The sequence below is a fragment of the Bacteroides caecigallinarum genome, assembly GCF_016902295.1.
Taxonomy (GTDB): domain Bacteria; phylum Bacteroidota; class Bacteroidia; order Bacteroidales; family Bacteroidaceae; genus Phocaeicola; species Phocaeicola caecigallinarum_A.
Genome location: NZ_JACJLQ010000010.1, coordinates 26,495 through 52,074 on the forward strand (window position 1 = coordinate 26,495; position 25,580 = coordinate 52,074).

The 25,580-nt window shown below is 40.4% G+C and carries 22 protein-coding genes and 1 pseudogene; 7 read left to right on the forward strand and 16 right to left on the reverse strand.

Annotated features, from left to right (window positions below):
• Positions 1-77 precede the first annotated feature (77 nt).
• Positions 78-299: pseudogene (locus H6A27_RS15115) on the reverse strand (conjugal transfer protein TraG); the annotation flags it as partial.
• Entirely contained in the window at positions 272-418 is a 147-nt protein-coding gene (locus tag H6A27_RS04795) for a hypothetical protein (protein ID WP_204507901.1), read from the reverse strand. The gene H6A27_RS04795 and the pseudogene H6A27_RS15115, both read right to left, overlap by 28 nt.
• A 581-nt stretch (positions 419-999) precedes the next feature.
• Between H6A27_RS04795 and H6A27_RS15120 the strand changes: the two genes are divergently transcribed.
• Together H6A27_RS15120 and mobV are read left to right on the forward strand one after the other, a co-directional pair.
• Positions 1,000-1,167, forward strand: a complete 168-nt coding sequence (locus H6A27_RS15120; protein ID WP_239469572.1) for a hypothetical protein — start codon at positions 1,000-1,002, stop codon at positions 1,165-1,167.
• Positions 1,168-1,321: 154 nt separating this feature from the next.
• Positions 1,322-2,692: a MobV family relaxase gene (gene mobV / locus H6A27_RS04805; RefSeq protein WP_204507902.1), complete on the forward strand. Its 1,371-nt coding sequence runs from the start codon at positions 1,322-1,324 to the stop codon at positions 2,690-2,692.
• Positions 2,693-2,779: 87 nt separating this feature from the next.
• Here mobV and H6A27_RS04810 read toward each other — a convergent pair whose 3' ends face one another.
• The 5 genes from H6A27_RS04810 to araJ all read right to left on the reverse strand — a co-directional run bounded on the left by H6A27_RS04810 (position 2,780) and on the right by araJ (position 9,625).
• The gene (locus tag H6A27_RS04810) at positions 2,780-4,147 is read right to left on the reverse strand and encodes a hypothetical protein (RefSeq protein WP_118929259.1); all 1,368 of its coding nucleotides are present in this window, start codon (positions 4,145-4,147) and stop codon (positions 2,780-2,782) included.
• A gap of 12 nt (positions 4,148-4,159) precedes the next feature.
• Positions 4,160-5,329 (reverse strand): 3'-5' exonuclease, encoded by a 1,170-nt coding sequence (locus H6A27_RS04815; RefSeq protein WP_118929260.1) that lies wholly within the window; start codon positions 5,327-5,329, stop codon positions 4,160-4,162.
• An 11-nt stretch (positions 5,330-5,340) separates the two neighbouring features.
• Positions 5,341-7,749: an Hsp70 family protein gene (locus H6A27_RS04820; RefSeq protein WP_204507903.1), complete on the reverse strand. Its 2,409-nt coding sequence runs from the start codon at positions 7,747-7,749 to the stop codon at positions 5,341-5,343.
• 16 nt (positions 7,750-7,765) lie between these two features.
• Positions 7,766-7,963 (reverse strand): helix-turn-helix transcriptional regulator, encoded by a 198-nt coding sequence (locus H6A27_RS04825; RefSeq protein ID WP_057258647.1) that lies wholly within the window; start codon positions 7,961-7,963, stop codon positions 7,766-7,768.
• A gap of 510 nt (positions 7,964-8,473) precedes the next feature.
• Entirely contained in the window at positions 8,474-9,625 is a 1,152-nt protein-coding gene (gene araJ / locus H6A27_RS04830) for an MFS transporter AraJ (RefSeq protein WP_204507904.1), read from the reverse strand.
• 223 nt (positions 9,626-9,848) lie between these two features.
• Here araJ and H6A27_RS04835 point away from each other — a divergent pair, with 223 nt between their 5' ends.
• On the forward strand, positions 9,849-10,604 hold the full coding sequence (locus tag H6A27_RS04835) for an arginase family protein (protein WP_204507905.1): 756 nt from the start codon (positions 9,849-9,851) through the stop codon (positions 10,602-10,604).
• Here H6A27_RS04835 and H6A27_RS04840 read toward each other — a convergent pair.
• Positions 10,592-11,155, reverse strand: a complete 564-nt coding sequence (locus H6A27_RS04840; protein WP_204507906.1) for a DUF4890 domain-containing protein — start codon at positions 11,153-11,155, stop codon at positions 10,592-10,594. The two genes, H6A27_RS04835 and H6A27_RS04840, sit on opposite strands and share 13 nt — an antisense overlap.
• A gap of 90 nt (positions 11,156-11,245) precedes the next feature.
• A complete protein-coding gene (locus H6A27_RS04845) occupies positions 11,246-12,100 on the reverse strand; it encodes an ADP-ribosylglycohydrolase family protein (RefSeq protein ID WP_204507907.1) in 855 nt (284 codons plus the stop codon).
• A gap of 127 nt (positions 12,101-12,227) precedes the next feature.
• Between H6A27_RS04845 and H6A27_RS04850 the strand changes: the two genes are divergently transcribed.
• The 3 genes from H6A27_RS04850 (at position 12,228) to guaA (ending at position 15,248) form a co-directional block, all read left to right on the forward strand.
• Positions 12,228-12,788 (forward strand): hypothetical protein, encoded by a 561-nt coding sequence (locus tag H6A27_RS04850; RefSeq protein WP_204404785.1) that lies wholly within the window; start codon positions 12,228-12,230, stop codon positions 12,786-12,788.
• Positions 12,789-12,790: 2 nt separating this feature from the next.
• Positions 12,791-13,582, forward strand: coding sequence for an NAD(+) diphosphatase (gene nudC / locus H6A27_RS04855; RefSeq protein WP_204507908.1), 792 nt, complete (start codon positions 12,791-12,793; stop codon positions 13,580-13,582).
• A gap of 112 nt (positions 13,583-13,694) precedes the next feature.
• Positions 13,695-15,248 (forward strand): glutamine-hydrolyzing GMP synthase, encoded by a 1,554-nt coding sequence (gene guaA, locus H6A27_RS04860; protein ID WP_204507909.1) that lies wholly within the window; start codon positions 13,695-13,697, stop codon positions 15,246-15,248.
• Between the two features lie 71 nt (positions 15,249-15,319).
• Here the strand turns inward: guaA and H6A27_RS04865 are convergent, their stop codons facing one another.
• The 6 genes from H6A27_RS04865 to H6A27_RS04890 all read right to left on the reverse strand — a co-directional run bounded on the left by H6A27_RS04865 (position 15,320) and on the right by H6A27_RS04890 (position 23,622).
• Complete coding sequence (locus H6A27_RS04865) at positions 15,320-15,757, reverse strand: PepSY-like domain-containing protein (RefSeq protein ID WP_154042574.1); 438 nt, start codon at positions 15,755-15,757, stop codon at positions 15,320-15,322.
• A gap of 113 nt (positions 15,758-15,870) precedes the next feature.
• Positions 15,871-17,136, reverse strand: a complete 1,266-nt coding sequence (locus H6A27_RS04870; RefSeq protein ID WP_204507910.1) for a sensor histidine kinase — start codon at positions 17,134-17,136, stop codon at positions 15,871-15,873.
• Positions 17,133-17,810 (reverse strand): response regulator transcription factor, encoded by a 678-nt coding sequence (locus H6A27_RS04875; protein ID WP_204507911.1) that lies wholly within the window; start codon positions 17,808-17,810, stop codon positions 17,133-17,135. Before H6A27_RS04875 ends, H6A27_RS04870 begins: the two co-directional genes overlap by 4 nt.
• A gap of 131 nt (positions 17,811-17,941) precedes the next feature.
• Positions 17,942-20,515 (reverse strand): alpha-glucan family phosphorylase, encoded by a 2,574-nt coding sequence (glgP, locus tag H6A27_RS04880; RefSeq protein ID WP_204507912.1) that lies wholly within the window; start codon positions 20,513-20,515, stop codon positions 17,942-17,944.
• A gap of 22 nt (positions 20,516-20,537) precedes the next feature.
• On the reverse strand, positions 20,538-22,214 hold the full coding sequence (locus tag H6A27_RS04885; RefSeq protein ID WP_204507913.1) for a glycosyltransferase: 1,677 nt from the start codon (positions 22,212-22,214) through the stop codon (positions 20,538-20,540).
• A gap of 493 nt (positions 22,215-22,707) precedes the next feature.
• Positions 22,708-23,622 (reverse strand): polyprenyl-phosphate transporter, encoded by a 915-nt coding sequence (locus H6A27_RS04890; protein WP_204404871.1) that lies wholly within the window; start codon positions 23,620-23,622, stop codon positions 22,708-22,710.
• 148 nt (positions 23,623-23,770) lie between these two features.
• Here H6A27_RS04890 and tpx point away from each other — a divergent pair, with 148 nt between their 5' ends.
• A complete protein-coding gene (gene tpx / locus H6A27_RS04895) occupies positions 23,771-24,274 on the forward strand; it encodes a thiol peroxidase (RefSeq protein WP_204507914.1) in 504 nt (167 codons plus the stop codon).
• Between the two features lie 129 nt (positions 24,275-24,403).
• On the opposite strand, the gene H6A27_RS04900 is transcribed toward tpx, so the two are convergent.
• Positions 24,404-25,471, reverse strand: coding sequence for a mannose-1-phosphate guanylyltransferase (locus H6A27_RS04900; RefSeq protein WP_420867843.1), 1,068 nt, complete (start codon positions 25,469-25,471; stop codon positions 24,404-24,406).
• Positions 25,472-25,580 lie beyond the last annotated feature (109 nt).

Sequence of the window (25,580 nt, forward strand, 5' to 3'; positions counted from 1 at the left end):
TATAAAAAAGGAAAATCCGTAATACAGTCTGGAATATCCAGTCGTATTACGGATTTTTCTTTTCGTCTATGATATTTCTATTTGTTCTGCAAGAGGTATTGCAGTTCGGGGTCGGACTGTATGCGCTGCAACTCGTCAGCGACAATCTGCCGGACTTCGGCACGGATACGGTTGTAGTTATCCTAGTTCATCTCCTTCATGCGGTCGTTGCCGCCGGCATCTGTAAAGCCCGTGATGACGGGTATAGACCGGTAAGCCTGTTCCTCACGCTTCACTTTCTCGGCATCGACCACAATTTGATGATTAACGGTTTAATCTGACGTAATGACGACATGAAGTCATTAAATCCGTAAATCAGTGCGTCAGTCAATCTGTAATTATCTGCAACAACCAGTCCCCGAAGAACTGCATATTCCACGACTTCGGGCTTTTTTATTTCCTTTTACCTGAAAGAGCCATCCGTTTATACTGCATTTTCTTTTTGCATGACCTATTTTGCGCCGTTCCGCATAGATTTGCGTATCAAGATTTTACCGACACTTCCGTAGCTTTGCAACCATGTTTAACCCGTTGCCGACAGAATGTAGGCAGCACTAAAACCTGTATCAAGAACATGAAGAAAAAAAGGAATCATTTGCGTAGGTACAATTCTCTACAAGATTGTGAATCGGGATTGTCATTATTCGCCGATAAGAGGAATAGGACGTTACTACACGGTAAACAAAATACAGCTGGAAAAATTCTGATATTTTGATGAGATGATGAAAGTATATATAAAAATAAAGAGAAACAGTAACTTACGTCTTCATCAACCTTTCAACAAGAGAATCGGGCTGATGAAAAGAGAAAGAACACACCGCACTCTACATCACTTTTCTTTTGGTGAGCGGTTTGATGAAACGATGATGAACATATATCATTTTGGTTATCAGTTTATTATCCTGTCAACTCATCAATTCATCGGATTTTCATCCGCCAACAAGTTTGCGGGACAAATGGATGGAAGGAAATGCCACTATCCGCAAGCTGGTCGGTCGGACATCCGACCTGCCTGTTGTCCGACCAGCCGACAAGGGAAGGCGTATCATATCGACGACAAGAAAAGGTCTGCCTATACCGCTAGTACTCTCACAGGCTTTTGGAAACAGAAAAGCCATAGCTCATTAGGGCATTTTCTTTACGCAGTGCAAGCACAGCTAAAAATGCCCCAATGAGCCAACGGGGTTACACCCCTCTGGACACCCCCGTTTGCCATGCGGCATGACCGCAGCGGACGGAAACCAACAAACCAAATTGTCAAACCTGAAAACAAAAAATAAGCATGGGATATATAAGCATTCAAATCAACAAAGCGAAAGGGTCGGCTGACACGGGCGCATCCGACCACATCGAACGCAAGACTACGCCCAAGAACGCAGACCCCACACGCACCCACCTCAACCGTGAACTGGTAGAGTTTCCCGACGGTGTGGCTGACCGCACCGAGGCAATAAGCCACCGCATCCGCACGGCGGGCATCAGACGTAAGATAACGCCCGACCAAGTACGGGCAATCCGCATCGTGCTTTCGGGCACGCACGAGGACATGGCAAGGGTGCAAGACGAGGGCAGGCTAAACGAATGGTGCGGAGACAACCTGCAATGGCTGCACCGCACGTTCGGAAAAGAGAACACCGTATCGGCTGTGCTGCACATGGACGAACACACGCCGCACATCCACGCCACGGTCGTACCGATAGTGACGGGCGAACGCAGGAAAGCAAGGAAGAAGCAGGCGGAGGGCAAACGCACCTACCGCAAGAAAGCCAACGCCGTGCGCCTGTGCGCCGATGACCTGCTGACTCGTGAGAAGCTGGTAGCCTACCACGACAGCTACGCCGCAGCAATGGCGAAATACGGCTTGCAGCGTGGTGTCCGTGGTTCAGAGGCACGGCACACAACCACCGCCCAATACTACCGTGACCTGAAACGGCAGACGGGAGAGCTTGAAGCCAACGTGCGGCAGTTGCAGACCGAACAACAACAGGCGGAACGGCAGCTTGACGAAGTACGGAAAGAAATAAAATCAGAAAAACTGGAAGCCGCCAAGACTGAGGCAAAAGCGGCACTCGTGGCAAAGGTCGGTTCTCTTTTGGGCAGCGGCAAATTGAAAGAGTTGGAAGCCGACAACCGCACATTGCAAAACGAAGTTGCCACCCGTGACGAGAGTATCGAATTGTTGCAACAACAGATGGAGCGGCAGCAAGAGGAATACCAACGGCAACTGATGGAACTGCAAGCCAAGCACCGCAGGGAGATGTCGGACAAGGAAGCGGAACACCAAAAGGAAGTGTCATTCCTGAAATCCATTATCCGAAAAGCCAAGAAATGGTTTCCGCTATTCCAAGAACTGGTGTACATGGAGAAGTTCTGTCTGAAAGTCGGCTTCAACGAGCGGCAGACCGCCACGCTCATCAGCGGCAAGCCGCTGTTATATGAGGGTGAACTCTATTCGGAGGAACACAAACGGAAGTTCAAAACTGAGGAAGCTGGTTGCCAAGTGGTAAAAGACCCGAAAGACAGGTCTAAACTCGCACTTGCCATCAACGGACAACCGATTGGCGAATGGTTCAAGGAGCAGTTCGACAAGCTGTTTTCATCCATTAGGAGGACAGTTGAGCCGTATAGAAAAGGCAAGGGCATGGGATTATAAACAATACCAACGAGAGGATAGCAAGTTTGTTTTGGACAGACCAAAACCGCTTGCAATCCTCTCGTTGATATTTTAAAGATAAATGAATCATGAAACTTCGTAACCTTGTGAAATGATATACGACTTTTCTTCCTTGCTGAATCTTTTAGCGATTTTATAGCCCTTACTTATCAAAGTCGAAACTTCCTTATCGTTAAATGCTGGCTTAAAATCATTATCGTTTTTATTTTTTAGTCTAAGCCAAGCTATTGGTTGCTTTTTATTGACACTTTCCATGACAAATAGTTGTCCTTGCTGAACGAGCGAAGTTTCTTGTTCTATTGTTGGGAAATATGTGTCCGTGGTGGATATGTCTTTACCTTTTATCGTATCTTCAGAAGATAAACTTACTGCTACATTTTCGTTTCTATTTTCCGAACAGATTTCTTTTTCGTTAGATTCTTGCACATAATCTAATTTATTAGCTTCTTGATTTTCAGTTCGTAATTCAAATATAGGTAATTTTACAAAATCGTAATACGCATCATAAGTTTTGTCATACCCAAGAGTTAGCCCCAAAAGATACACAGCAACAGAACATTCAAGCCCAAATTTTTTTGCATAATTGATAATTTTCGAATCAATGCAAAATCCATCGCTAAACTTATCTTTCATAAGTAAAAACAATGGAGCTGCAATAGCAAATTTGCACCCTGCATCTTCATCAGTCAAAGAAGACAAATTGGACCTAACAGCTATATTCGAAAGTGATGCGAAGTCGTCTTTGGAACAATTTATTATCTGTGTATAAAGCCCTGTTGTTTCAGCAACATCTTCTTGCAGTTCTATTTTTTTCAGCCAATTGCAAGCTACATGGATATAGTCACAAAAATACCCTTTCGTATTGTTAGGATAAAAACTATGGCGTTCATACCGTAGAAGATACGTCCATATAGATTGTTCTCCTGTCGGACGTTTATATGAAAACAATTCATCAAATACTTCGGAAACAATATCATCGGTAATAATAGATTCACACATCTTCCTGTCGGTTTCCGACAAATCAAATATCGCCCATAAATTATCAATACCTCGTTTGGATTGCAACATTAGCCGATTATTGTGTAAAGTATTAAATTTCTCACCCCAAGGTGACACATGAAGCTTAATTCGAGAATCAAACGATACACTCATTTCCTTTTTGGCTTCCTCATCGAAAGTATAAAGCCCCCTTACATTTTCAATGCTTACAGGACAGGGACACTCATTCCCATTATCGCTGATAAAATGTATCACCATATACTCAAAAGAGTATTCGAAAAAGTTCATATTCTTTGCCAGCTTCTCAAACAAATCATCATCATTTGCATGAGCCTTGATGTTTCCGTCAAAATTGATTGCCGAATAAACATTCAATTTACCATACTTGAATAAATCTACGAAATCCGCCTTACGTATAATTGCTAAATAATCCATTGTATCTATAATTTAAAATCCCCAAGGGTTGTTATTGTTGTTATTAGTTGTTGATTGACTTGCCACCGATGTGGAAATATCTATGTGCGAACAATTTGACTTGAAAGCATCCAAATAATCACTTGGATAGCCATAATAAGAAATATACAAATTCTTTCTTGCTCTGGTCATTGCCACCATAAACAAGGTTTTAGCCATGCTTTCATCAGGGCTGATATACAAATTGTTATTAGCAAATGGAATGAAAACATTATCAAAGTCCAATCCCTTTGCGCTGTGATATGTCATGAGGATAATGCGACGGTCATTTTCAGAAAAATTGCCATAACCATTACCCACATATTGCATTTTCATACCATTTGCTTTGAGAAATACATTCATTGCACCGAAATCTGTTTTCCCATACTGGTTGGTTACTCCTGCCCATGTTGGTTTTCCGGTATGACTAAGAGCTAAATTTACGAAATGGATAATTTTCTGAGCAGATGGAATCAAGATAGCGGCTGTATCACCTACATTCACGGCTTTCGTTGCCTGTTCTATTACGTAAGCTACTTCTTTTTCTTCGGAGGGAGCTTCGCACAAACGTATCTGTGTATCATCATGTGTCATATCCCTTTTCGATGAAAAAATATTCATTCGTGGAAGGAAACGTTGCACGGCATCGATAATAGACCGTGACAAACGATGGATGATTCCTAATTCAAAAGCGTCTCCATTGATTAGTCTTCCTATTTCTGACGGGGTTACGGTTGCTTCTTGCCATTGAGGGTCACGGTCAAAAATCGATTGATTAGAATCACCAGCCACAACAACGTGCGTACCACGGCTTTTCATTTCTGAAAGAATACGTGGTGTTAAATCTTGAACCTCATCGCACAGGATATAGTCATAATGGCTATTCCCCCTCATGAACCTGTAGTAAGTTTCTACGGTAACATTCAATCCGATTTCCTTAAATGCGGATTTAAACATTTCAACCAATGATTGTGTGAACACAATCAATAAAATGCTTGCAGAGGGCGATTTTGCACGGACTTTTTTTGCTGTATATGCAAGTAAAATAGATTTTCCAGAACCTGCAAATCCTTTAATCCAAACATTCTTGCGGTTTATGTCCACATTATCAAGAAAATCACGTTGCTGAGCATCGAGTTTATTCTCTTCTATTATCCATGCCATAATATTACTGTTTAATTGTTGTTCGTTAGTGCTTTAGTCTTTGTCATTGACAAATTTTCTTTATTGTAATAAGCTTCACTTTCTGTTTTGGGAGCAGATGCCCTAATTTCTTTGGCAAAATTATTTTCCCCTAATTCTTCCGCTACAGTAGCAAACCATCCATAAGCATATTTTGGCAAAGAATTTGTCTTCCATTGTTTCAAATACAAGTCATATGCTTTTCTGAATTTTACTTGTGCGGCAACCGTGTTTCCTTCACTTTTATCTATTTTCCCTAATTCAATCAAAGCTATATCATGTTCTGGGTCTATATTTAATGCCTTTTGTAGATATTCTTTGGCTTGTTTCGGTTTTTTGTAAAGCAAAGTGGAACCTAAGTTCGCATAAGCATGTTTGTCATGAGGATTTTCTTCGATTGCTTTTTCATAAAATTCAATCGCTTTGTCTGTAGCCCCAGCATTGCTGTAAAGGACACCTATGCTATTATAATTGGTAGAAACTGGATATAATTCATTTTGCAGTTCAAACGTTTCTGCCGCCTTGAAATCATTTCCAATCTTCAGATAAGCCTGTTTGAGTGTAATCAGGGTCTCTTTCGAAGGTACACCGCCATTTTGTTCGGCTTCAAGGTTAGCTTGTCTTTCTGCTTTTAGGGCAGCCCTTTCTTTGGTTGTCAATTCTTTATTTGCAAATGGACTAAGTGGTTCCACATGGCATATTGTTCCCATGCAAGTAGCATGGATAATCAGCATCTTATCCGCATTGACTTCAATTATCAATTGGATTGGAGTATTGATAGGAAAGCCATTGGGCATGGAAGATTCTATCTTCAAATTGAAAAGCATTTTTGTTGTATTACCAACACAAATAGGTAACTCGACAATTTTTTGCCCATCCCGGCTTGTTACCAAATCATCAATCTCTATAGTGTTACAGGGTATCTCTGTTCCTGCAGGGAGAATGATTTTAGGTTGGTCGTCCTTGGTAATGATTAAAATCGGTTCACTCGTGATAGGTTGTATCAGGCATTTATTCATACCATTGAACAATAAGCTGTGAATGGCTGCTCCTTGTGAAACGTGGGTTTGCAGGTCCATCGGAACCAATATCTCCGAATCCTCAAAATAGGAATGCAAGGCTTCTTGGATGTATGGACTTTTGCTGCTTCCTCCAATAAGCAAGATATAATCAATCTCTTCTTTGGGAGTTTTAGATTTCTTAATGGCACTTTCTATAGGAGAGAATATACTGTTGTATTCATCTTCTCCTTTTATGCGGGTAGTCTTACCGAATCCTTGTTTTAAGAACACAGCCATTGTTTCTGTAAGCTCCTTATTCGTCAGGTAGAACTTGTTCTGTTTGAGCGTACCTTTATTGGTGATGATTTCAACCTCAGACTCTATTTCAGTCTTTGAATCGCTCGATTTCACATCAGGTATTACAAAATCAGAGGCAAGCGTTGCTAATGTTTTGTTCACTAATATTTTCAGTCGTTCTGCGACTTTATAAAGTGCAGATGCTATTTGTTTACGTTCATTCGTCCGAAACTGTTCTTTTTTCTTTCCATTAGCTTCTAAAAAGCGTGGCATGAGATAATGGTACGTTATGTACCTATCTATGTCGTCACCACCTAACTTCGTAAATTTTGAAATGGCAATGTTCTTAGAAAAAAAACCATTAGCACTCTGTCCTATTTCGAGTATAGATATATCGCATGTACCTCCTCCGAAATCAAAGACTAATACTTTCGAATTATAATCTGGGCTTATGAACATGGGGCGGTCTTCTGCTGCCCGTGATACAGCATAGCTGATAAAAGCCGCATTCGGCTCGTCTATAAGAGCTTGCTTTGACACTTTCATATCATTCGCCATTAATGCGTCAAGTAAATCTTTACGCTGATTGGCTTCAAATGATGCAGGAATGCTTACTGCATACAAAATATCTGTACTGATATTATTTTCGGTACAGTATTTAATGATGAGGTATTTCAGATAGGCAAAGAATACCCGTGCAGCATCCACAGGATTTTTTATCCGAAAAGGGTCTACCTCACGCAGTTCACTATCGTAATACTTTGCTCCTAAATCCTCACCCAACTCCATTTTGAACGAATACCAGATATTCTTTCCCTTTTTCAGTTGGTATTTCATCTGCGATGCACCTTCTCCAACCAAAATACGTCCATTCAGCCACGCTATTACTGTAGGCACTATCTCTGACCTGTATAAAGTCCCGTCAGGAAGCATTTGCGGCAATCGTAAAGACTTCGTATGGATTTTATGGTCGTACTCATCATAGGAAGCGATAGATACCACCGTTGTTGATGTACCAAAATCGATTCCGATGTACGTTTTACCACGCATGAGTGCTGTATTCCTGACAGCAGGCAGCATTGATGATATTGTTATTTCATTCATTGCACTATGTTTTATTTCACGAGAAGTTTATTAAGTCTTGAATGTTCACTTCTAACAGTTCTGTTATACGTTTCAATGTTTGTAAATCTGGTTGTGTTGTATTTGTACACCATTTAGATACCGTTGTTTGGTTTACTCCAAGTTGTTCTGCCAACCATTTATTAGTACGTTTTTTCTTTGCCAAAACTATTTTAAGTTGATTCAAATCTTCCATTAATTTTCATTGTTATTTCTTTGATTGCAAAAATAATGATTTTAACAATAATAAAAGCCGAAATTCTAAGATACTTTTGTTTTATATGAAACAAAGTCATACCTTTGCATACAAAGAGTTATCCGAAACAAGCAAAGCGATGCAGACCGCAGCAACATGAACGGTTGCCAAATCATTACCACAAAACGTGGTAATTCTTCTAACTCTCTTGATTTCAAAGAGGTATATTCCTTATACAGATTTACGGAAAAAATATGACTTAGGCCGTAGCCTGTGGAATGTTTTTTAGATTAATTAGATTAAAAGGACTTATGACTATAAAAATTTAGTCCGAAGATTTGAAATATCCGGCAAAATTCTTCGACATAGAAAGCGTGACACGTACGTGTAACGGGCGGAACACGTTCGTGTAACGCGCGGAACACGAACGTGACGCGGGCGTAACACGTACGTGTAACGGTTTCTTTTCTTGCGCGTTTCAGGATTTCTTTTTCGTCATCTGAATTAATTTTACTTCACCTCGTATCTCACCTGATACCGCTTATAGAAAATCACAGCCAGTATGAATCCTATCATAGCAAACGGAACTCCAACAAGTGCCGCATACTGAACTCCGTTAGTCACAGCAAGACCTCCGGCGTATGCTCCAACAGCATTACCGAAATTGAATGCTATCTGAATGCATGCCCCACCAAGCATCTCCCCTCCCGGTGCGACACGTATTATCAATAACTGCTCCGGACTTGAGACAGCAAACAGACCGGCCGTACAAAGAAACATAAGAGAAACTGAAAGCCACGGATTGGGTGACAAGAAAAAGATAGCCAACAACACCAAACATATACCACCTTGGGCAATCATCAATACTCTTCCGGGAGTATAACGGTCGGACATTCGTCCGCTAATGAGATTTCCCACTACCATACCAAATCCTGCAAGAACCATCAGTGCAGTCATGCTATTCTCTGAAAAGCCTGATACATTGGTAAGCAAAGGACTGATATAACTATACCAGCAAAACACTCCACCGTTTCCCAAAGCAGTAGCACCAAGTATCAGCCACGGAGCCGGAGTACGGAGAAAACGGAACTGTCCTTTAAAGCCTGTGTCCTGCAAACCTTCCACTACCGGAACCCAACGCCATATATAATAAAACACTATTACGCCCCAAAGTCCGACAAACAGGAATGTTGTACGCCACGAAATAAGGTGGCTCAAAGATGTTCCGAGAGGTACGCCAAACAGATTTGCGACTGTCATTCCTGCTATCATTATAGATACAGCTTCCGAACTTTTACCCTTATCGGCAAGCTTTGAGGCGACAATGGATGCAACTCCGAAATAAGCGCCGTGAGGCAAACCTGATATGAAACGTCCAATCATCATCACCCAATAATTAGGTGCAAACGACGCACAAAGATTTCCTATTATTATAAGCGAGACCAATGCCATAAGCAAATGCTTGAGTGACTTCTTCCGTGCAAGAACCAATACCGGTGCACCGAAGCACACACCAAGTGCATAGGCAGAAATAAGATGACCTGCCTCGGATATGCTTATTCCAAAATCGGAAGCCACATACGGCAATATACCCATCATGGCAAACTCAGCCATTCCTAATGCCAAAGTACCGAAAGCCAGTGCTATAAGACTCTTCTTCATAATTTTATTTCTATCTGTTTATCAATGAATATTCTTATATTTTAAATTCTGCTGCAAAGTTACATCTTATGTTTTAAAACATAAGAACATTTTATAATTGTTTTTTGTACAATTATTCTTAAAGAAGAACACCATAGCCGATTTTTCAGTACCTTTGAAGATAAAGCAAAGAATAAAAGAATAATTTACTTGTAGAAAGGTTACAATTAAAATATCAATGAATATGGAACACGATATTGTAATATTAAATTTCTCGAATGTATATACAGAAGAGTCATTCTATAAAGATGAAAAAATAAAATGGATAAACTGCACAGATATATCCGGGGCAAACTGCTTTTGCGACAATGAAGCATCCGAAGAAATATGTAATCGAATAAAGGACCTGCCTCCGCAAGGAATTCATTTCATCGACTCAGGTAATTACCATTATATATCAAAGTTTTTTACAGACAAAATTCGGGAAGATTTCATACTCGTAGTGTTCGACCATCATCCTGACATGCAACCTTCACTGTTCGATGAACTGCTGACATGCGGCTCGTGGGTTAAATCATCTATCGATACGAATAAACATCTGAAGAAAGTTATTCTGATAGGAACTTCAGACGAACTTCTGAAAAAGATAGACAGCAGATATACGGACAAACTGATAGAATTCAAGGAATCACAACTGGAAGACCATGATGCATGGCAACGTTTCTACGAGATGCATTTTGATCTCCCTATATACATTTCAATAGACAAGGATGTGCTCAATCCCGAGGAAGATGTAACGAACTGGGATCAGGGAAAAGCAACAATGACAGAGCTTAAACGCCTGCTGTCAATACTGCTCAAGCATGGCAGAATTATCGGTATCGACATCTGTGGTGAATGTAAATATTCCATACTGGGAATGCACGATGAGAACATCAGGAAAGACAACGATATAAACCGACAATTGGCTGAGCTAAACCTGCAGGATTATAAATCCTGAGGTTTAGGTCTGTCAGCACCATGAAGCGGTTTTCCCGGAGCTTTAGGCTTCATCTCAAACCATTTCTCATATTGTTCATCGTCAAGAATCTTACGTATCTTTTTAAGCATCTTTTCTTCACGTTTCCTCATCTCTTCAGCCATTTTTTCTTTGATATGCTCAGGTGGCATCATCGGCCCGCCTTCTCCAAAGCCCGGGTGATTACCACTCATAGGAGGAAATCCACCGCCTACAGGAGGTTGTCCCATACCCATAGGAGGTCTTCCACCATTCATCGGTGGCTGTCCTCCACTGCGACTGAACATTTTCTCAACCTTCTCCTTTTCTTCCTTCAAATAAAGTTTGTAAATCTTTTTGTACTGTTTCTCTGAAAGGCTCAAAAACCTATCCATTTCATCAGTTCTTTTCTTTGCCTCTTTCTCCGGATTAGGAATTTCTTTCTTCTGCTCTGTTTTCAGCGGTTCATCATAAACAGAGTCTGCTACGGAAATATTCCATGATGCAGACAACATGATTGCAAATGCTATTGCCAACGTTTTCTTTTTTATCATAGTGAATATTTTTTGAATTTTATTCTATTCACAAAAATATGAAATCGCCTGACAATAGTAAAACTTAATCCACCAACAGGGATTTTATGACTACCAAACGGAATAATATCCCCTCTCTCCCATCATTTCCAACACCTTCTTAAATCTTACAGGAAGCAAATTCATTGCCTTAGAAACCATATACTCAGGGATATCCTTATAATAAGCCTCGGCAATACTGCCGGTGATACAGGCCAAAGTGTCACTGTCACCTCCTATTGATATCGCCCTGCGTATGGCACTCTCAAAATCATCACTTGCAAGAAAGGAGACGATAGCCTGAGGCACTGTACCCTGACAACTTGAATCCCAACCGTAATTTTGATGTAAACTATCCCATGACAAATCAAGATTGTAATTAAATTTCGCACTGATAAATTCTTTTATATCATCTTTTGAAGCTCCATTTCTAGCCATAAAAATAGCGGCCGACACAGCTTGCGCTCCTTTTATTCCTTCAGGATGATTATGAGTAATGGCAGCGGCTGTTTCGGCAACTCTCAATGTAGTTTCCATATCATCATACAGCCAGCCTATTGCTGAAGTTCGCATGGCAGAACCGTTTCCCCATGAATTGTACGGACAACGTCCGGATGCACGCTTACCGGTACGATAGTCTATAAGTCTCTCCGGATAAAAAAGCCATGTCCTGAAACCTCCACCATATCCTCCCATAGGACACGGAACTTCTTTTGCCACATCTACCATAATCCTCTCAAGTAATTTGGTCTGAGTTTCCATATCGGCATTTATATCATTAGTCAATGTCCATTCCGCAACAGCCATTGTCATCACCGTATCGTCAGTAAAATTACTTCCCGATGGAAACATCTCGAAATTATAATCCTTTGTATTGCGAAATTCATATACAGACCCCGCAATGTCTCCTATTATAGCGCCTAACATATTATATGAGTTTTATTACTCAAAGTTGTCGTTTTATTTTAAGGAAAACAAATTTTATGAATAACAAATGGAAGTTTAATTGCATATATTGTCTGTTTTTACGAATATTGCACAAAAATTCAAAATCATGGAATTAAAAGAATACTTAGACAATTTTGAAGAAAAGCTTCAACAGGAGATATTGCGACTTTGTAAAAACTATAGATTCCTCGACGGAACACTACTTGCAACAGACGATATTGATAATTACTGGCAGGTAATTGCCCCGGAATACCTGGCTGATGCGGTGGAGCAAGTTCAGGATTACCCGACAGTCTCCGTGGCATGGGCAGCATATATAGGTATAGCTGTCGCTTACGGATGGGACATAAACTGGGATGCCATTTCCAAAGCCAAATACAAGGATTTTTATGGCGAACAAGGATTTGACGATATGGACGAACATCTCATCAGAGACGTTGTAGGTATCCCGCTGGATAGCGAAGAAGCTAAAGACATAGAAGAAATAATCAGGCGATGCGCCCAAAAAACTATAGACCTTATCAGACATGAGCAGATTGAGCCGCAAAGTCCTGTAGCTTTCCATGTTTTCACACGCGCCGTGAGAGTTATGTACAGAACCGGAGCAGCCATACAGCTTAAAAGAATGGGTTACAAATTCGAAAAAGTCAATTTAGGAGATTGCTGAAAATGGAAGAAAAAGAAATATTCGGTTGGTTTGTATTCAATTCAGGACAATTATTGATAGTAAAAGATTCGGAAGGCAAATATCATATTCCATACGGACCGGAACCTCCTGTAAATGTACCTGTGGGAAGTACAATTCATACAATAGGAGAAATATACGGGCACACGGCAAAGGCATACGCCATATACTCTCCTGTTCCGGGAAACGAGGACAGCGAACGTATGATGAAAGACTTGAGAGCCTCATACGATGTACTTCCTTTTGAAGAATATTACAGAGCAGGAAAAGCATCGCAAATCCTGAATTGGGACAAGAACAGCCGCTACTGCCCCATGTGTGGAGTTCCCACAGTACAGGTCTCTCCTATCGCCAAGCGTTGCCCTGAATGCCGTCAGGAATTCTATCCGCGCATATCTCCTGCAGTAATAGTACTTATAAAGAAAGAAGACCAGGTGCTGCTGGTGCATGCCAAGAACTTCAGAGGACAATACAAAGGTCTGGTAGCAGGATTTCTGGAGCCAGGCGAGACACTGGAAGAATGTATCCGCCGTGAAGTGATGGAAGAGACAGAGCTGAAAATAAAAAATCTGAGATATTTCGGGAGCCAGCCATGGCCCTATCCGAGCGGTATAATGATTGGGTTCATTGCCGACTATGAAAGCGGTACAATCAAGCTTCAGGACGAGGAGCTCAGCGCCGGAGAATTCTATTCGCACGACAATATGCCGGAAATTCCGAAGAAACTCAGTATAGCCAGACAGATGATAGACGCGTGGCTGGAAGGAAAAGTTTAATGAACAATTGGGTATTATCAGTCTATAAAAACATTTTATTGTGCTTTTATAAAAACAATATCCCTACTTTTTATTAACTTTGCAAAGTTATTATTTTAACCAATAAACTTATATGCAGGAAAAGATTATTATTCTCGACTTCGGTTCACAGACTACACAGCTCATCGGTCGCCGTGTCCGCGAACTGAACATGTATTGCGAGATTGTTCCCTACAACAAGTTCCCACACAATGACCCGTCTGTTATTGGTGTAATCCTTTCAGGTAGTCCATTCTCTGTTTATGATGAAAAGGCCTTTAAGGTTGACCTTACTGACATCCGTGGCAAATATCCTATCTTAGGTATATGCTATGGCGCACAGTTCATGGCATACACCAATGGAGGTAAGGTAGAACCAGCCAACACACGCGAATACGGACGTGCACACCTGGCTAAGTTCGATCATCAGAATCCTCTTCTCAAAGGAATCCGCGAGAATTCACAGGTATGGATGAGTCATGGTGACACAATCACAGCAATACCTGAAAACTTCGAAATCATAGCTTCTACCGACAAGGTAGCAGTAGCAGCTTATCAGGCAAAGAACGAAAAGCTTTGGGGAGTGCAGTTCCATCCTGAAGTATTCCACTCAGAAGACGGTACTCTGCTCTTGAAAAACTTTGTTGTTGACATCTGTGGCGGTAAGCAGGACTGGAGCGCAGCTTCATTCATCGAAACTACAGTAGCCGAACTTAAGGATCAGCTTGGCGATGACAAGGTAGTACTTGGTTTGAGCGGTGGTGTTGACTCATCTGTAGCAGCAGTTCTTCTTAACAAGGCTATCGGCAAGAACTTGACATGTATCTTCGTTGACCACGGTATGTTGCGTAAGAACGAATTCAAGAACGTACTTCACGACTATGAATGCCTCGGTCTTAACGTTATCGGCGTTGATGCAAGCGAAAAATTCTTCAGCGAACTGGCCGGTGTTACAGAACCTGAACGCAAACGTAAGATTATAGGTAAAGGCTTCATCGATGTATTCGACGAAGAAGCTCATAAGATACAGGACGTTAAATGGTTGGCTCAGGGTACTATCTATCCTGACTGCATCGAGTCTCTTTCTATCACAGGTACAGTAATCAAGAGTCACCACAATGTAGGTGGTCTGCCTGAAAAGATGAACTTGAAACTTTGCGAGCCATTGCGTCTGTTGTTCAAGGACGAAGTTCGCCGTGTTGGTAGAGAACTTGGAATGCCTGAACATCTTATTACTCGTCATCCTTTCCCTGGTCCAGGTCTGGCTGTACGTATCCTTGGCGACATCACTCGCGAGAAAGTACGTATCCTTCAGGATGCAGACGACATCTTCATTCAGGGATTGCGTGACTGGAAGACTAAGGATGCTAACGGTAACGAGACAGCACTCTACCACCAAGTATGGCAGGCAGGTGTTATCCTGTTGCCTGTACAGAGCGTAGGTGTGATGGGTGACGAACGTACTTACGAACGTGCCGTTGCATTGCGTGCCGTAACAAGTACTGACGCGATGACTGCTGACTGGGCTCATCTTCCATACGAGTTCATGGCAAAGGTTTCTAACGATATCATCAACAAAGTGAAAGGCGTAAACCGCGTTTGCTACGATATCTCTTCAAAACCACCTGCAACAATCGAGTGGGAGTAACCATAAAACAGCATAAAAACAATAAAAGCGAGACTATAGTCCCGCTTTTATTGTTTTTGTATTTTTTACTTTTAATCATCAATATCAATCACTCTGAACTGCTTGTCAAACTTGATCTCCCATCTGTTGGAAAGCTTGATTTCGTACTCTCTAGAGTTTCTTTCAATCTGAAGGATCTTCTCATTTGGATAGTTTGTATTGACGTAATCAATGATTTCCTTTGGAACTATCTGTGATGGAACACCGTTCTTGATACATTTCACTTCAGTCCAATCGCCAGACTTATCAAATTCTAATTTGTCGCCCGAAGTGAAAATCACGTCGAAACTCTTATAAAACAAATCTGTTTCCTGTTTTGCCATGGCAACTTTTGAATCTTTGAAATAGTTAGAGATAAAAGTCTGAGCCTTTAACGGAAGCTGACCTATCTGAATAGGTTTATCTGTATCGGCTACAACCACCATTGACATTGTGAACAAACAAACGAATAAAAATATTACCTTTTTCATAACCTTAAAATTTTAATTGTTAGTACTGTGCTTAATTTTATATTGCAAAGATTATACACAATACTGAAAAGATTCTGGAAAAATCATCTTTTTTCGGCTTTTCGCGTATTTTTTTATTTTGAAATGCTGAAAATGTGCATTTTCCCATTGAAATCGTACGATATCTTTAGTCCGGCAGCCTTGCATATAGTATTTACCAATGCCAGGCCAAGCCCGGTAGAACCTTCCTTCTTGCTTCCCTGATAGAAACGTGTAAATATCTGCGATGAATCCAATGGCACATCACCGCTGCTGGCTACACTAAATCCTCTTCCTGATACTTTCACCACAATATCTCCCCCATCTGCATTATGCACAAACGCATTTTTCAGAAGATTAGTTACCATCATTACAGACAAAGATTCGTTCATCTCTACCATGAATGTTGATTCGGAAGAATAGCTGACATTTATGTTCTTATACCCGTAAACCTCACTGAAAGTTTCAATATACTGCTCCACTATGGAATTGACACATATTTCCTTTACATCAGCATACTGTCCGTTCTCTATCTTGCACAGCAGCAACAATGATTTGTTCATACGCGTAATATTTTCCAGAGTCTGATGGGTCTTCGCAATCTCTTCCATCTGCTTTTCAGTCAGATTATCATCCTCCATAAGCATTTCCAGTCTGTTCAGGCATATCGCCAATGGTGTCTGCATCTCGTGCGATGCATTCCCAATAAAGAACTTCTGCTGTTCATAGAGTTTCTCGTTTCTCTCTACAGACATTGTCACCGCATGATACAGCTTCTTGAATTCGGTAATATTGGACTTATTCCTCAGCGGAGCACAGTCATTACCTATCTTATATTTGTTGAACCATGACAATAGTACGTACAGAGACTTCATATTTCGCCTGAATATCCATACATTCAGAAGCAGAAGTGTCAGAAATATACCTACATAAAGTGCAATTATCCACCCCAGAATAGCCTTCTGAAGATCAAGCTTGTCTATCGTAGGCGTATATACCACCAGTTCCTTATACCCATCGTCAGTCTTGAATATAGTTACCAATATCCTTGCCGGCTCATACTCCAGCTTTTCGTCAATATACACCATTTCATCTCTGTACGTAATCCATGGATAAGTATTTGCATACTCCTCGCTGATGTCGTACATATAATACTGATTGTTTGATCCATTATTCAGAGAAGGCATTTCCTCGCCATTAAGTACCCTTATGATAAGGTTCTCCGTATAATCGTCCAGCGAATCGTCCACCTCATCATTCACTTCGTCCACTATAGCCCAATAGAAGAATACAGCCCACGCTGCCATTATAACCGCCGATGCTACCGAAATATGCAGCATCACATTGTGAAACAGTTTCATTCCAATACGAATTTATATCCTATACCATAAACAGCTTTCAGCTCGGGAGTGGAACCGGCATCCTTCAGCCTTTTCCTAAGATTTTTTATCTGAGCATAAATAAAGTCGAAATTATCCACCTGGTCTATATGATCTCCCCAAACGGATTCGGCCAATGTACTTTTGTTCACCAATCTGTTAGGACGAAGCATGAAATACATCAGTATATCGTATTCCTTACGGTTTAAGTCAATCAGTTTCCCATCCACACTCACTTCAAACTTCTCAGGCAGGATTTCGATATTTCCGAAAACGATTTTCTTCTCTCCTTCCCTCTGGTTTCTTCTCAGCAGACTTTTGATTCGTGCATGAAGTTCGGCCAGATGGAAAGGCTTCGGCAGATAATCATCCGCTCCGAGGTCAAGTCCCTTAACTTTATCCTCTATAGAGTCCTTGGCAGAAAGGATTATAACATTTGCCTTCTTTCCCATATCCTGGAGTTCGGCCAACAAGTCCAGACCATTACCGTCCGGCAGCATTATATCAAGCAGAATACAGTCGTAATCATAATCGCCGGCTTTCATCAGCGCCATATGATAATCCGGAGCCTGCGAAACTACATATCTCTCCTTCTCGAGCGACTTGGTGATGATTTCCATCAAATCTTTATCGTCTTCTACTACAAGTATTTTCATTTCTCAAAAAAATTATGTTCGTATATCCACAAAATTAAGAGTAAAACAGAAAATATAAAAAAAATCGGTCTGAAAATCTTATAAAAGATCTCCAGACCGACATGATTGGCGATATTAATTAATAGAATGTATTAATTATTCATTAAAAACCAACGTACGTAGCAGAAGTCCTGACGGTGTGCCAATTCAGGGTTCTTAGGATACATACGGTATGAAACCTTGAAGCTGCCTGCATTTGACAAGCTGTGAGTAAGCTGGAATGTGTATAGGTCACCTTCTACCTTGACAACTTCCATAGGAGTTACAGAGTAGATGTGTTCTTTGCCTTCAGCATTCTTGTAAGTAACTACAAGTTCGATACCAACAGCATCTTTCAATCCCTTTTCGTCAACTACGCAAGTGATTGTATAGTCCTTACCGCTTTCTACGTTGCCTTCGCGAAGTTCTTCATCCTTGCTGAATGAAACAACCTGAATTGAATCCCACTTAGAAACAACTTCTTCTTTCCATGCTGCGATTTCCTTAGCCTTAGCATAGTCGTTTGCAGCAAGCATCTTATAACGGTTAGCTTCTTTAGTATAGAACTTAGAATAGTAATCGTCAAGCTGACGCTTCATTGTATAGTGAGGAGCAACCTGTGCGATAGAGTTCTTGATAGTTCTAACCCAACCTTCAGAGTAGCCTTTCTTATTACGAGCGTAATACAATGGAAGGATTTCAGTTTCAAGAATACTGTAGATAGTAGCAGCATCAAGCTGATCCTGATGTTCCTGATTCTGGTAAGTACGTTTTTCAGTCAATGCCCATCCTGCACCTTCACGGTAACCTTCAAGCCACCATCCATCAAGCACAGAGAAGTTTACAACACCGTTCATCAAAGCCTTTTCACCTGATGTACCAGATGCTTCAAGAGGACGTGTCGGAGTGTTCATCCAGATATCAACACCTGAAACAAGACGACGTGCAAGCTTCATATCGTAGTTTTCTAGGAAGATAATCTTACCCAGGAATTCTGGACGCTTAGAGATTTCTACAATCTTCTTGATCAATCCCTGACCAGCTCCATCGTGTGGGTGAGCTTTACCTGCGAACAGGAACTGTACAGGATAGTTAGGGTTGTTTACAATCTTAGCCAAACGGTCAAGGTCAGTGAACAACAGATGAGCACGTTTGTAAGTAGCGAAACGACGAGCGAAACCGATCAACAGTGCGTTAGGATTGATCTTATCCATCAATGAAACCACGCGTGAAGGGTCGCCCTGATTCTTCAACCATGTATCGCGGAACTGATTACGTATATAGTCTGTAAGTTTGTTCTTCAAAGCTACACGAGTGTTCCAGATTTCTTCATCAGGTACATTATAGATTGCTTCCCAAATCTTAGGATTAGACTGGTCGTGCATAAAGTTGGCATCGAAATACTTGCTGTAAAGTTTCTGCCATTCAGAAGCACACCATGTAGGGAAGTGTACACCGTTTGTAACATATCCCACGTGGTTTTCTTCAGGGAAGTAACCTTTCCAAATTCCAGAGAACATACTCTGAGATACTTTTCCGTGCAACCAGCTCACACCGTTTACTTCCTGGCAAGTGTTGCAAGCGAATGTTGACATACAGAAACGTTCGTTGTTGTCACCCGGATTGATACGTCCAAGATCCATCAAATCCTGCCATGAAATACCCATACGCTGTGGATATCCACCCATATACTTGCCGAACAAACCTTCGTCAAAATAGTCATGACCTGCAGGAACCGGAGTGTGAACAGTATATAAAGAAGAAGCACGAACTACTTCCAAAGCCTCGCTGAATGACATTCCGCTTTCTACGTATTCGCAAAGACGCTGTACGTTACACAATGCGGCATGTCCTTCGTTGCAATGGTAAATATCTTTCTTAATGCCAAGTTTTTCGAGCAGCAATACACCACCGATACCAAGAAGGATTTCCTGTTTCAAGCGGTTTTCCCAGTCGCCACCATAAAGCTGGTGAGTGATAGGACGGTCGAACTCACTGTTCATTTCATTGTCTGTATCAAGCAGATACAATGGCACACGACCTACGTTTACTCTCCATACGTATGCATGAACATAGTAGTCAAGATAAGGAACATCCACAACCAATGGTTTGCCATCCTCACCGATAACACGGTCTATAGGAAGACTACCGAAGTTCTGAGCTTCATAGTTAGCTACCTGCTGTCCGTCCATTGACAAGCTCTGAGTGAAGTATCCGTAACGATAAAGGAAACCTACAGCACACATGTCAACATTACTGTCGGAAGCTTCTTTCAGATAGTCACCGGCAAGGATACCAAGACCACCTGAATATATCTTCAATACGTGTGTCATACCATATTCCATACAGAAATATGCTACAGAAGGGCGTTCCTTGTTAGGAGCTACGCTCATGTAATCAGTAAACTTCTTATATACTTTATTTATTTTATCAAGAACCTTTTTATCGTTTGAAAGCGATTCAAGTTTTTCATAACTTAAACGTTCCAAGAAAGCAACCGGGTTTTGTCCAACTGCACTCCATAATTCAGGATCAAGAGACTTAAACATATCTGTTGCTTCATAATTCCATGACCACCAAATGTTACGAGCCATTTCCTGTAACATTTTCAAAGAATCAGGAATACGAGATTTAACAGTAACCTCTTTCCATACAGGAGCATTAGCATAATTTGTTTTAATTTTCATATCTCTCAAATACTTTAAATTATTAATTCACTTTACTTTTCTCGATTCTGGCAGACGCCTTGCGCAAAGCAATGTCGTATGCCTCGTAATAATATTTAATGAAATGCTTCCATAGAGCCTTCTCAGCAATAGCGGCAGCATTTTTGCGTATTTTCTCAATTTGTTTCTGATCCAAAGACGAAAATTCGCTTATTGTATCTTTTATGGCATCAGCCACCTCAGAATAGTTATAATCTGTACGGTGTATAACTTTCACTCCATCGGCAAGTTCTCCGTTATGTCCTACAACAGAATTAACCCAAAGTCCGAAACCGGCCAAATCGGATGTAATGGTAGGAACCTTGAATGCGATACTCTCAAGCGGAGTGTATCCCCATGGCTCATAATATGACGGATATACGCTAAGGTCATTACCAAGCACCAGATCATAATATGTCATATTGACAATACCGTCCTTTCCGTCGAGATAGCAAGGCACAAAAATCACCTTTACATTCGAATCGGCCGAATTGGACATATTAAGATATTTGAGCATATCAAGAACCTGATCATGACTCATATTATGTAACCAATGTGTAACGAAAGGAACTTCAAGCGGAGTATCGAAATTTTCCTTGCTGTTAAGTCTGTCTTTCAAGTCTTGTCTGGCCTCTCCTACCCATCCTGGTACATTGATGAAAGCCAAAACCTGCTTTTTGAGGTTTCTATCTCTTGTAAGACGGTTTAGAGTTTCAAGGTAAACATTGATTCCTTTATTCTTAAATTCATATCTTCCGCTGGTACCTATAATAAGAGTATCATCGTCCAGTGAAGTACCAAGCAACTTGTTTGCGAGGTTCAGCATTACCTGTCTGGCTTTTTTGCGTTTTGCGGCAAATGTACGTCCTTTAGGAACAAAATCATCTTCAAAGCCATTCATCAATACCACATCAGCTGCCTTGTCAAGCAATTCCTTACATTCATTATTGGTTATTTCACTTACTGTAGTGAAGCAATCAACATGATGAGCAGTCTGTTTTTCTATAGAATGTTTTGACTCCATGTTCAATTCACGGGCCATCTGATCACCATTATATGCAAACAAATAATCGTATAGCGGCTTATTGTTTCCTGCAATGGAACGACCTATAGAAGTGGCATGAGTAGTAAATATCGTGGCTATTTCCGGAACATGCTTCTGAACGTACAATGCTCCCAAACCTGTCATCCATTCATGGGCCTGATATACCACTTTCTTGCTATCATCAAGGAAGAATCTGTAATAACTTTCGACCACCTTACCTGCGGCATACGAAAACATTGAAGCCTCGTCATAATCGCCATAAGCATGCAGAGAGTCAACCTGATAATCAAACCATGCCTGGGTGTAGATCTCATTTTTTTGTCCAAAGAAAGGAGTAAAGTCCACCAGAATCGCAATTGGATTTCCCGGGATATTCCACCTTCCAATTCTCAAACTTAAATTCTCCGAGCTCAAAGCATGTTCTCGCCAGTCCTTGAGCAGTTTTTCATCCTCAACAAACAAAGGATTTTCTTTTCCTAACCATACATCCGGTCCTATGAAAAAAATCTTATCCTCAAATGCTTCCTGCAAAGTTTTAGCCCTTGTGGATAAGACGGTGTAAATGCCTCCAACTTTATTACACACTTCCCAACTAGACTCAAAAATATAATCAGGAGTTAAAAGCTGTTTCATCATCTTATAAGTTTAACTTAATTTGATGCAAAGATACAGAAAACATACATAAAATCAAAAAATATGAACATTTTTTGCGAAGACTTCTGTCTGAAAGCTGAATAAAACATAATATTTTTCATCGATGAAACAAAAATCCATTAACCAATAACCAACAAAATCAAATAGTTTTTTTCTAAACGAAAGAGATGCTACATTATTATTAGTTACACGTTTTTTGCGTACACAAAGACATGATTTTTACCACAAAACTAACAACAATAACATATCGGACGAGTATATCCGGGGCGTTTTGTTAACAAAACAGAGAAATTAATTATTAATACAACAATCAAATCGCATTCGATATATTAAATAAACATTAATATTTAACATTCGGTCATGCGATTTTTTTTCAGGGCAACATCCGGAAAAAAACACGGCCGCATTTAAATTAAAACACGGCCGCGTTTTAAACAAAATGCGGCCGTATTTTTAAACGTCAATATTCATGAAATTATTCCTTTGTCTGCTTCTTAGACGACAATTTCTCAAGAAAATAAACCAGGAAAAATCCTGCAATCATAAGCACTACAGCCTCAACCACATATTGATTTGGAAGGATGTTCTCTTCAATCAATGGTTTAATCACTCCGTGACTGTCTGTGTAGGTTTCCACTACCCTTTTCCAAGGCCAAACCTTATTGAGCGAACCTAACATGAAGCCTGTAAGGACTGAAAGAGTTATGTTTCTGAAGTTTTTCAACGCATACGACAACACCCTTGAAAAAGAAGTTATACCAATTAGCGCTCCAACAGCAAAAATCACCAATATCAGTATATCAAATGTTTTTACAGCTTCCATTATATAGAAATATTTGCCCAGAAGGACCAAGATAAAGCTTCCGGATATTCCGGGCAAAATCATCGCACATATTGCAATAGCGCCACACAGGAAAATGAAAAGATAGTTTGTAGGAGTCTCTGCCGGAGTAGCGACAGTAATATAATATGCTATAACGGCACCTATCACAAACGATAGTATTGTTTTCCAGTTCCATTCCTTAATATCCTTAGAGACAAACCAGGTTGAGGCAAGTACCAAACCAAAGAAAAATGACCAAACCAATATAGGATGATCCGTTAGCAACCATGTTATGACCTTAGCCAACGAAAAAATACTTATTCCAATACCTAATATAATAGAAATAAGGAAATTCCCGTTTATACCTTTCCAGAATTCTGAAACCTTACCCGTAAAAAGCAGTTTCAGGTTTTTCATATTGATACTCTTGATGGAGTTTATCAGCTCATCGTAAATACCGACAATAAATGCTATAGTGCCACCTGATACTCCTGGCACCACATCGGCCGCCCCCATTCCCATTCCTTTTAAAACCAGTGTTGCGTAATCCTTTAATTTACGTTCCATAATTGTTTATCATTAATTACGCAGGCAAAGTTATAAAAAAATAGATTTAGTGGTATGATTTTAGATGGGAAGATTTTTTTTCATCAACAATGAACAATTCGCATCGCACTTGCGTTACTATTATTGAACAAAATAAAAAAACAAGATTATGTCAAAAACAGCTTTTCAAGGTTCAACCGTCAATTTAGCGGGTGAATTTATAAAAACAGGTATCACAGCACCGGATTTCACTATGGTAAAAGGAGATTTGAGCCAATTCAAATTGTCTGAGACAAGAGGTAAATTCGTAGTATTGAATATATTCCCAAGCCTTGACACTGGTGTCTGCGCCACTTCTGTAAGAAAATTCAACCAAATGGCAGCCAACATGGACAACACCGTAGTACTGGCGATATCAAAAGATTTGCCTTTCGCACAGGGACGTTTCTGCTCAACAGAAGGAATAGCAAACGTAATTCCATTGTCAGACTTCAGAAATCCTTCTGATTTCGACACAAATTACGGTGTGCTTATTGCAGATGGTCCTCTTAGCGGTTTGCTTGCACGTTCGGTTGTAGTAATCAACCCTGCAGGTGAGGTTATCTATACAGAACTGGTACCGGAAATTACTCAGGAACCAAACTACGAAGCAGCTTTGGCCGTTATTAAGTAAAGCACCAACACAATAACAAATCACTCATAACCACTACAAAAGAAAAGACCGGACCTTTTGAAATTATAAGGTCTGGTCTTTTTTTATATAAGTTGCTGATTTTACAGCTAATATATATCGTTCGAACCATTAATCTTCAGAGAATTCCTTTATTCTCTGTTCTTCACTAAGTCTGCACACCAAGAGAGTATCATTCTTCTCGGCTATTATATATCCATCAAGACCTTGTACGACAACCTTCTTCTCCTGAGTGGTATGAACGACACAATTTCTTGATTCATAAAGCTTAATGTTCTCTCCTATACAAACATTACCGTATGCATCTTTTGTAGAATTTTCATGCAGAGAGCCCCAAGTTCCAAGGTCACTCCATCCGAAAGATGCCGGGAAGACATATATTTCGTCTGCCTTTTCCATCACAGCATAATCGATAGATATGTTTTCACACATAGGGAAAAGCTCATTAATCATTTCCTGTTCCTTATCGGTAAAATAATAAGGAAGCATTTTCTCGAAAATTTTTCCGAGTGCAGGCTGGTAAACCCGCAAGGCATTTACTATCGTACTGACATTCCATACAAAAATTCCGGCATTCCAGAAATAATTTTTCTTCTGTAAATATCTTTGGGCTGTCTCCAGATCAGGTTTCTCCTTGAAAGCGTCAACCCTGTAAATTTCCTTATTGGAAGGACAAGCCATAGACAAATCACCTTCAATATAACCATATCCTGTTTCAGGACGCGTAGCCTTCATCCCGAGAGTTACAATAGCATCGGATGAAGAAGTGAATTTCATTGCGGAAACTATCACTCTTCTGAATTCGTTTACGTCCATTACAACATGGTCGCTCGGTGTGACAACAATATTAGCTTTTGGATTTCTTGATTTTATTTTCCAGCTTACGTATGCAATACAGGGGGCTGTATTACGACGACAAGGCTCTAAAAGTATTTGAGAGGACGGAATTTCGGGCAACTGTTCTTTTACTATTGACTCATAACTGGCCGATGTTACAACCCAAACATTCTCAGGAGGACAAATACCTTTAAATCTGTCTATAGTGAGCTGTATCAATGTACGACCGCATCCCAATACGTCAATAAACTGTTTAGGCAACTCCTTGCTGCTCATTGGCCAAAAGCGGCTCCCAACACCACCCGCCATAATGACTACATGATTATTTACACTCATCTCCATAACAATCGCTTTATAATAACCGCAAAATTAGCTGTTTTTTATTAAAAAACAACATCTATACACGAAATCATTACTGTTTTTTTATGCAATAAATATCTATTATGCCAAC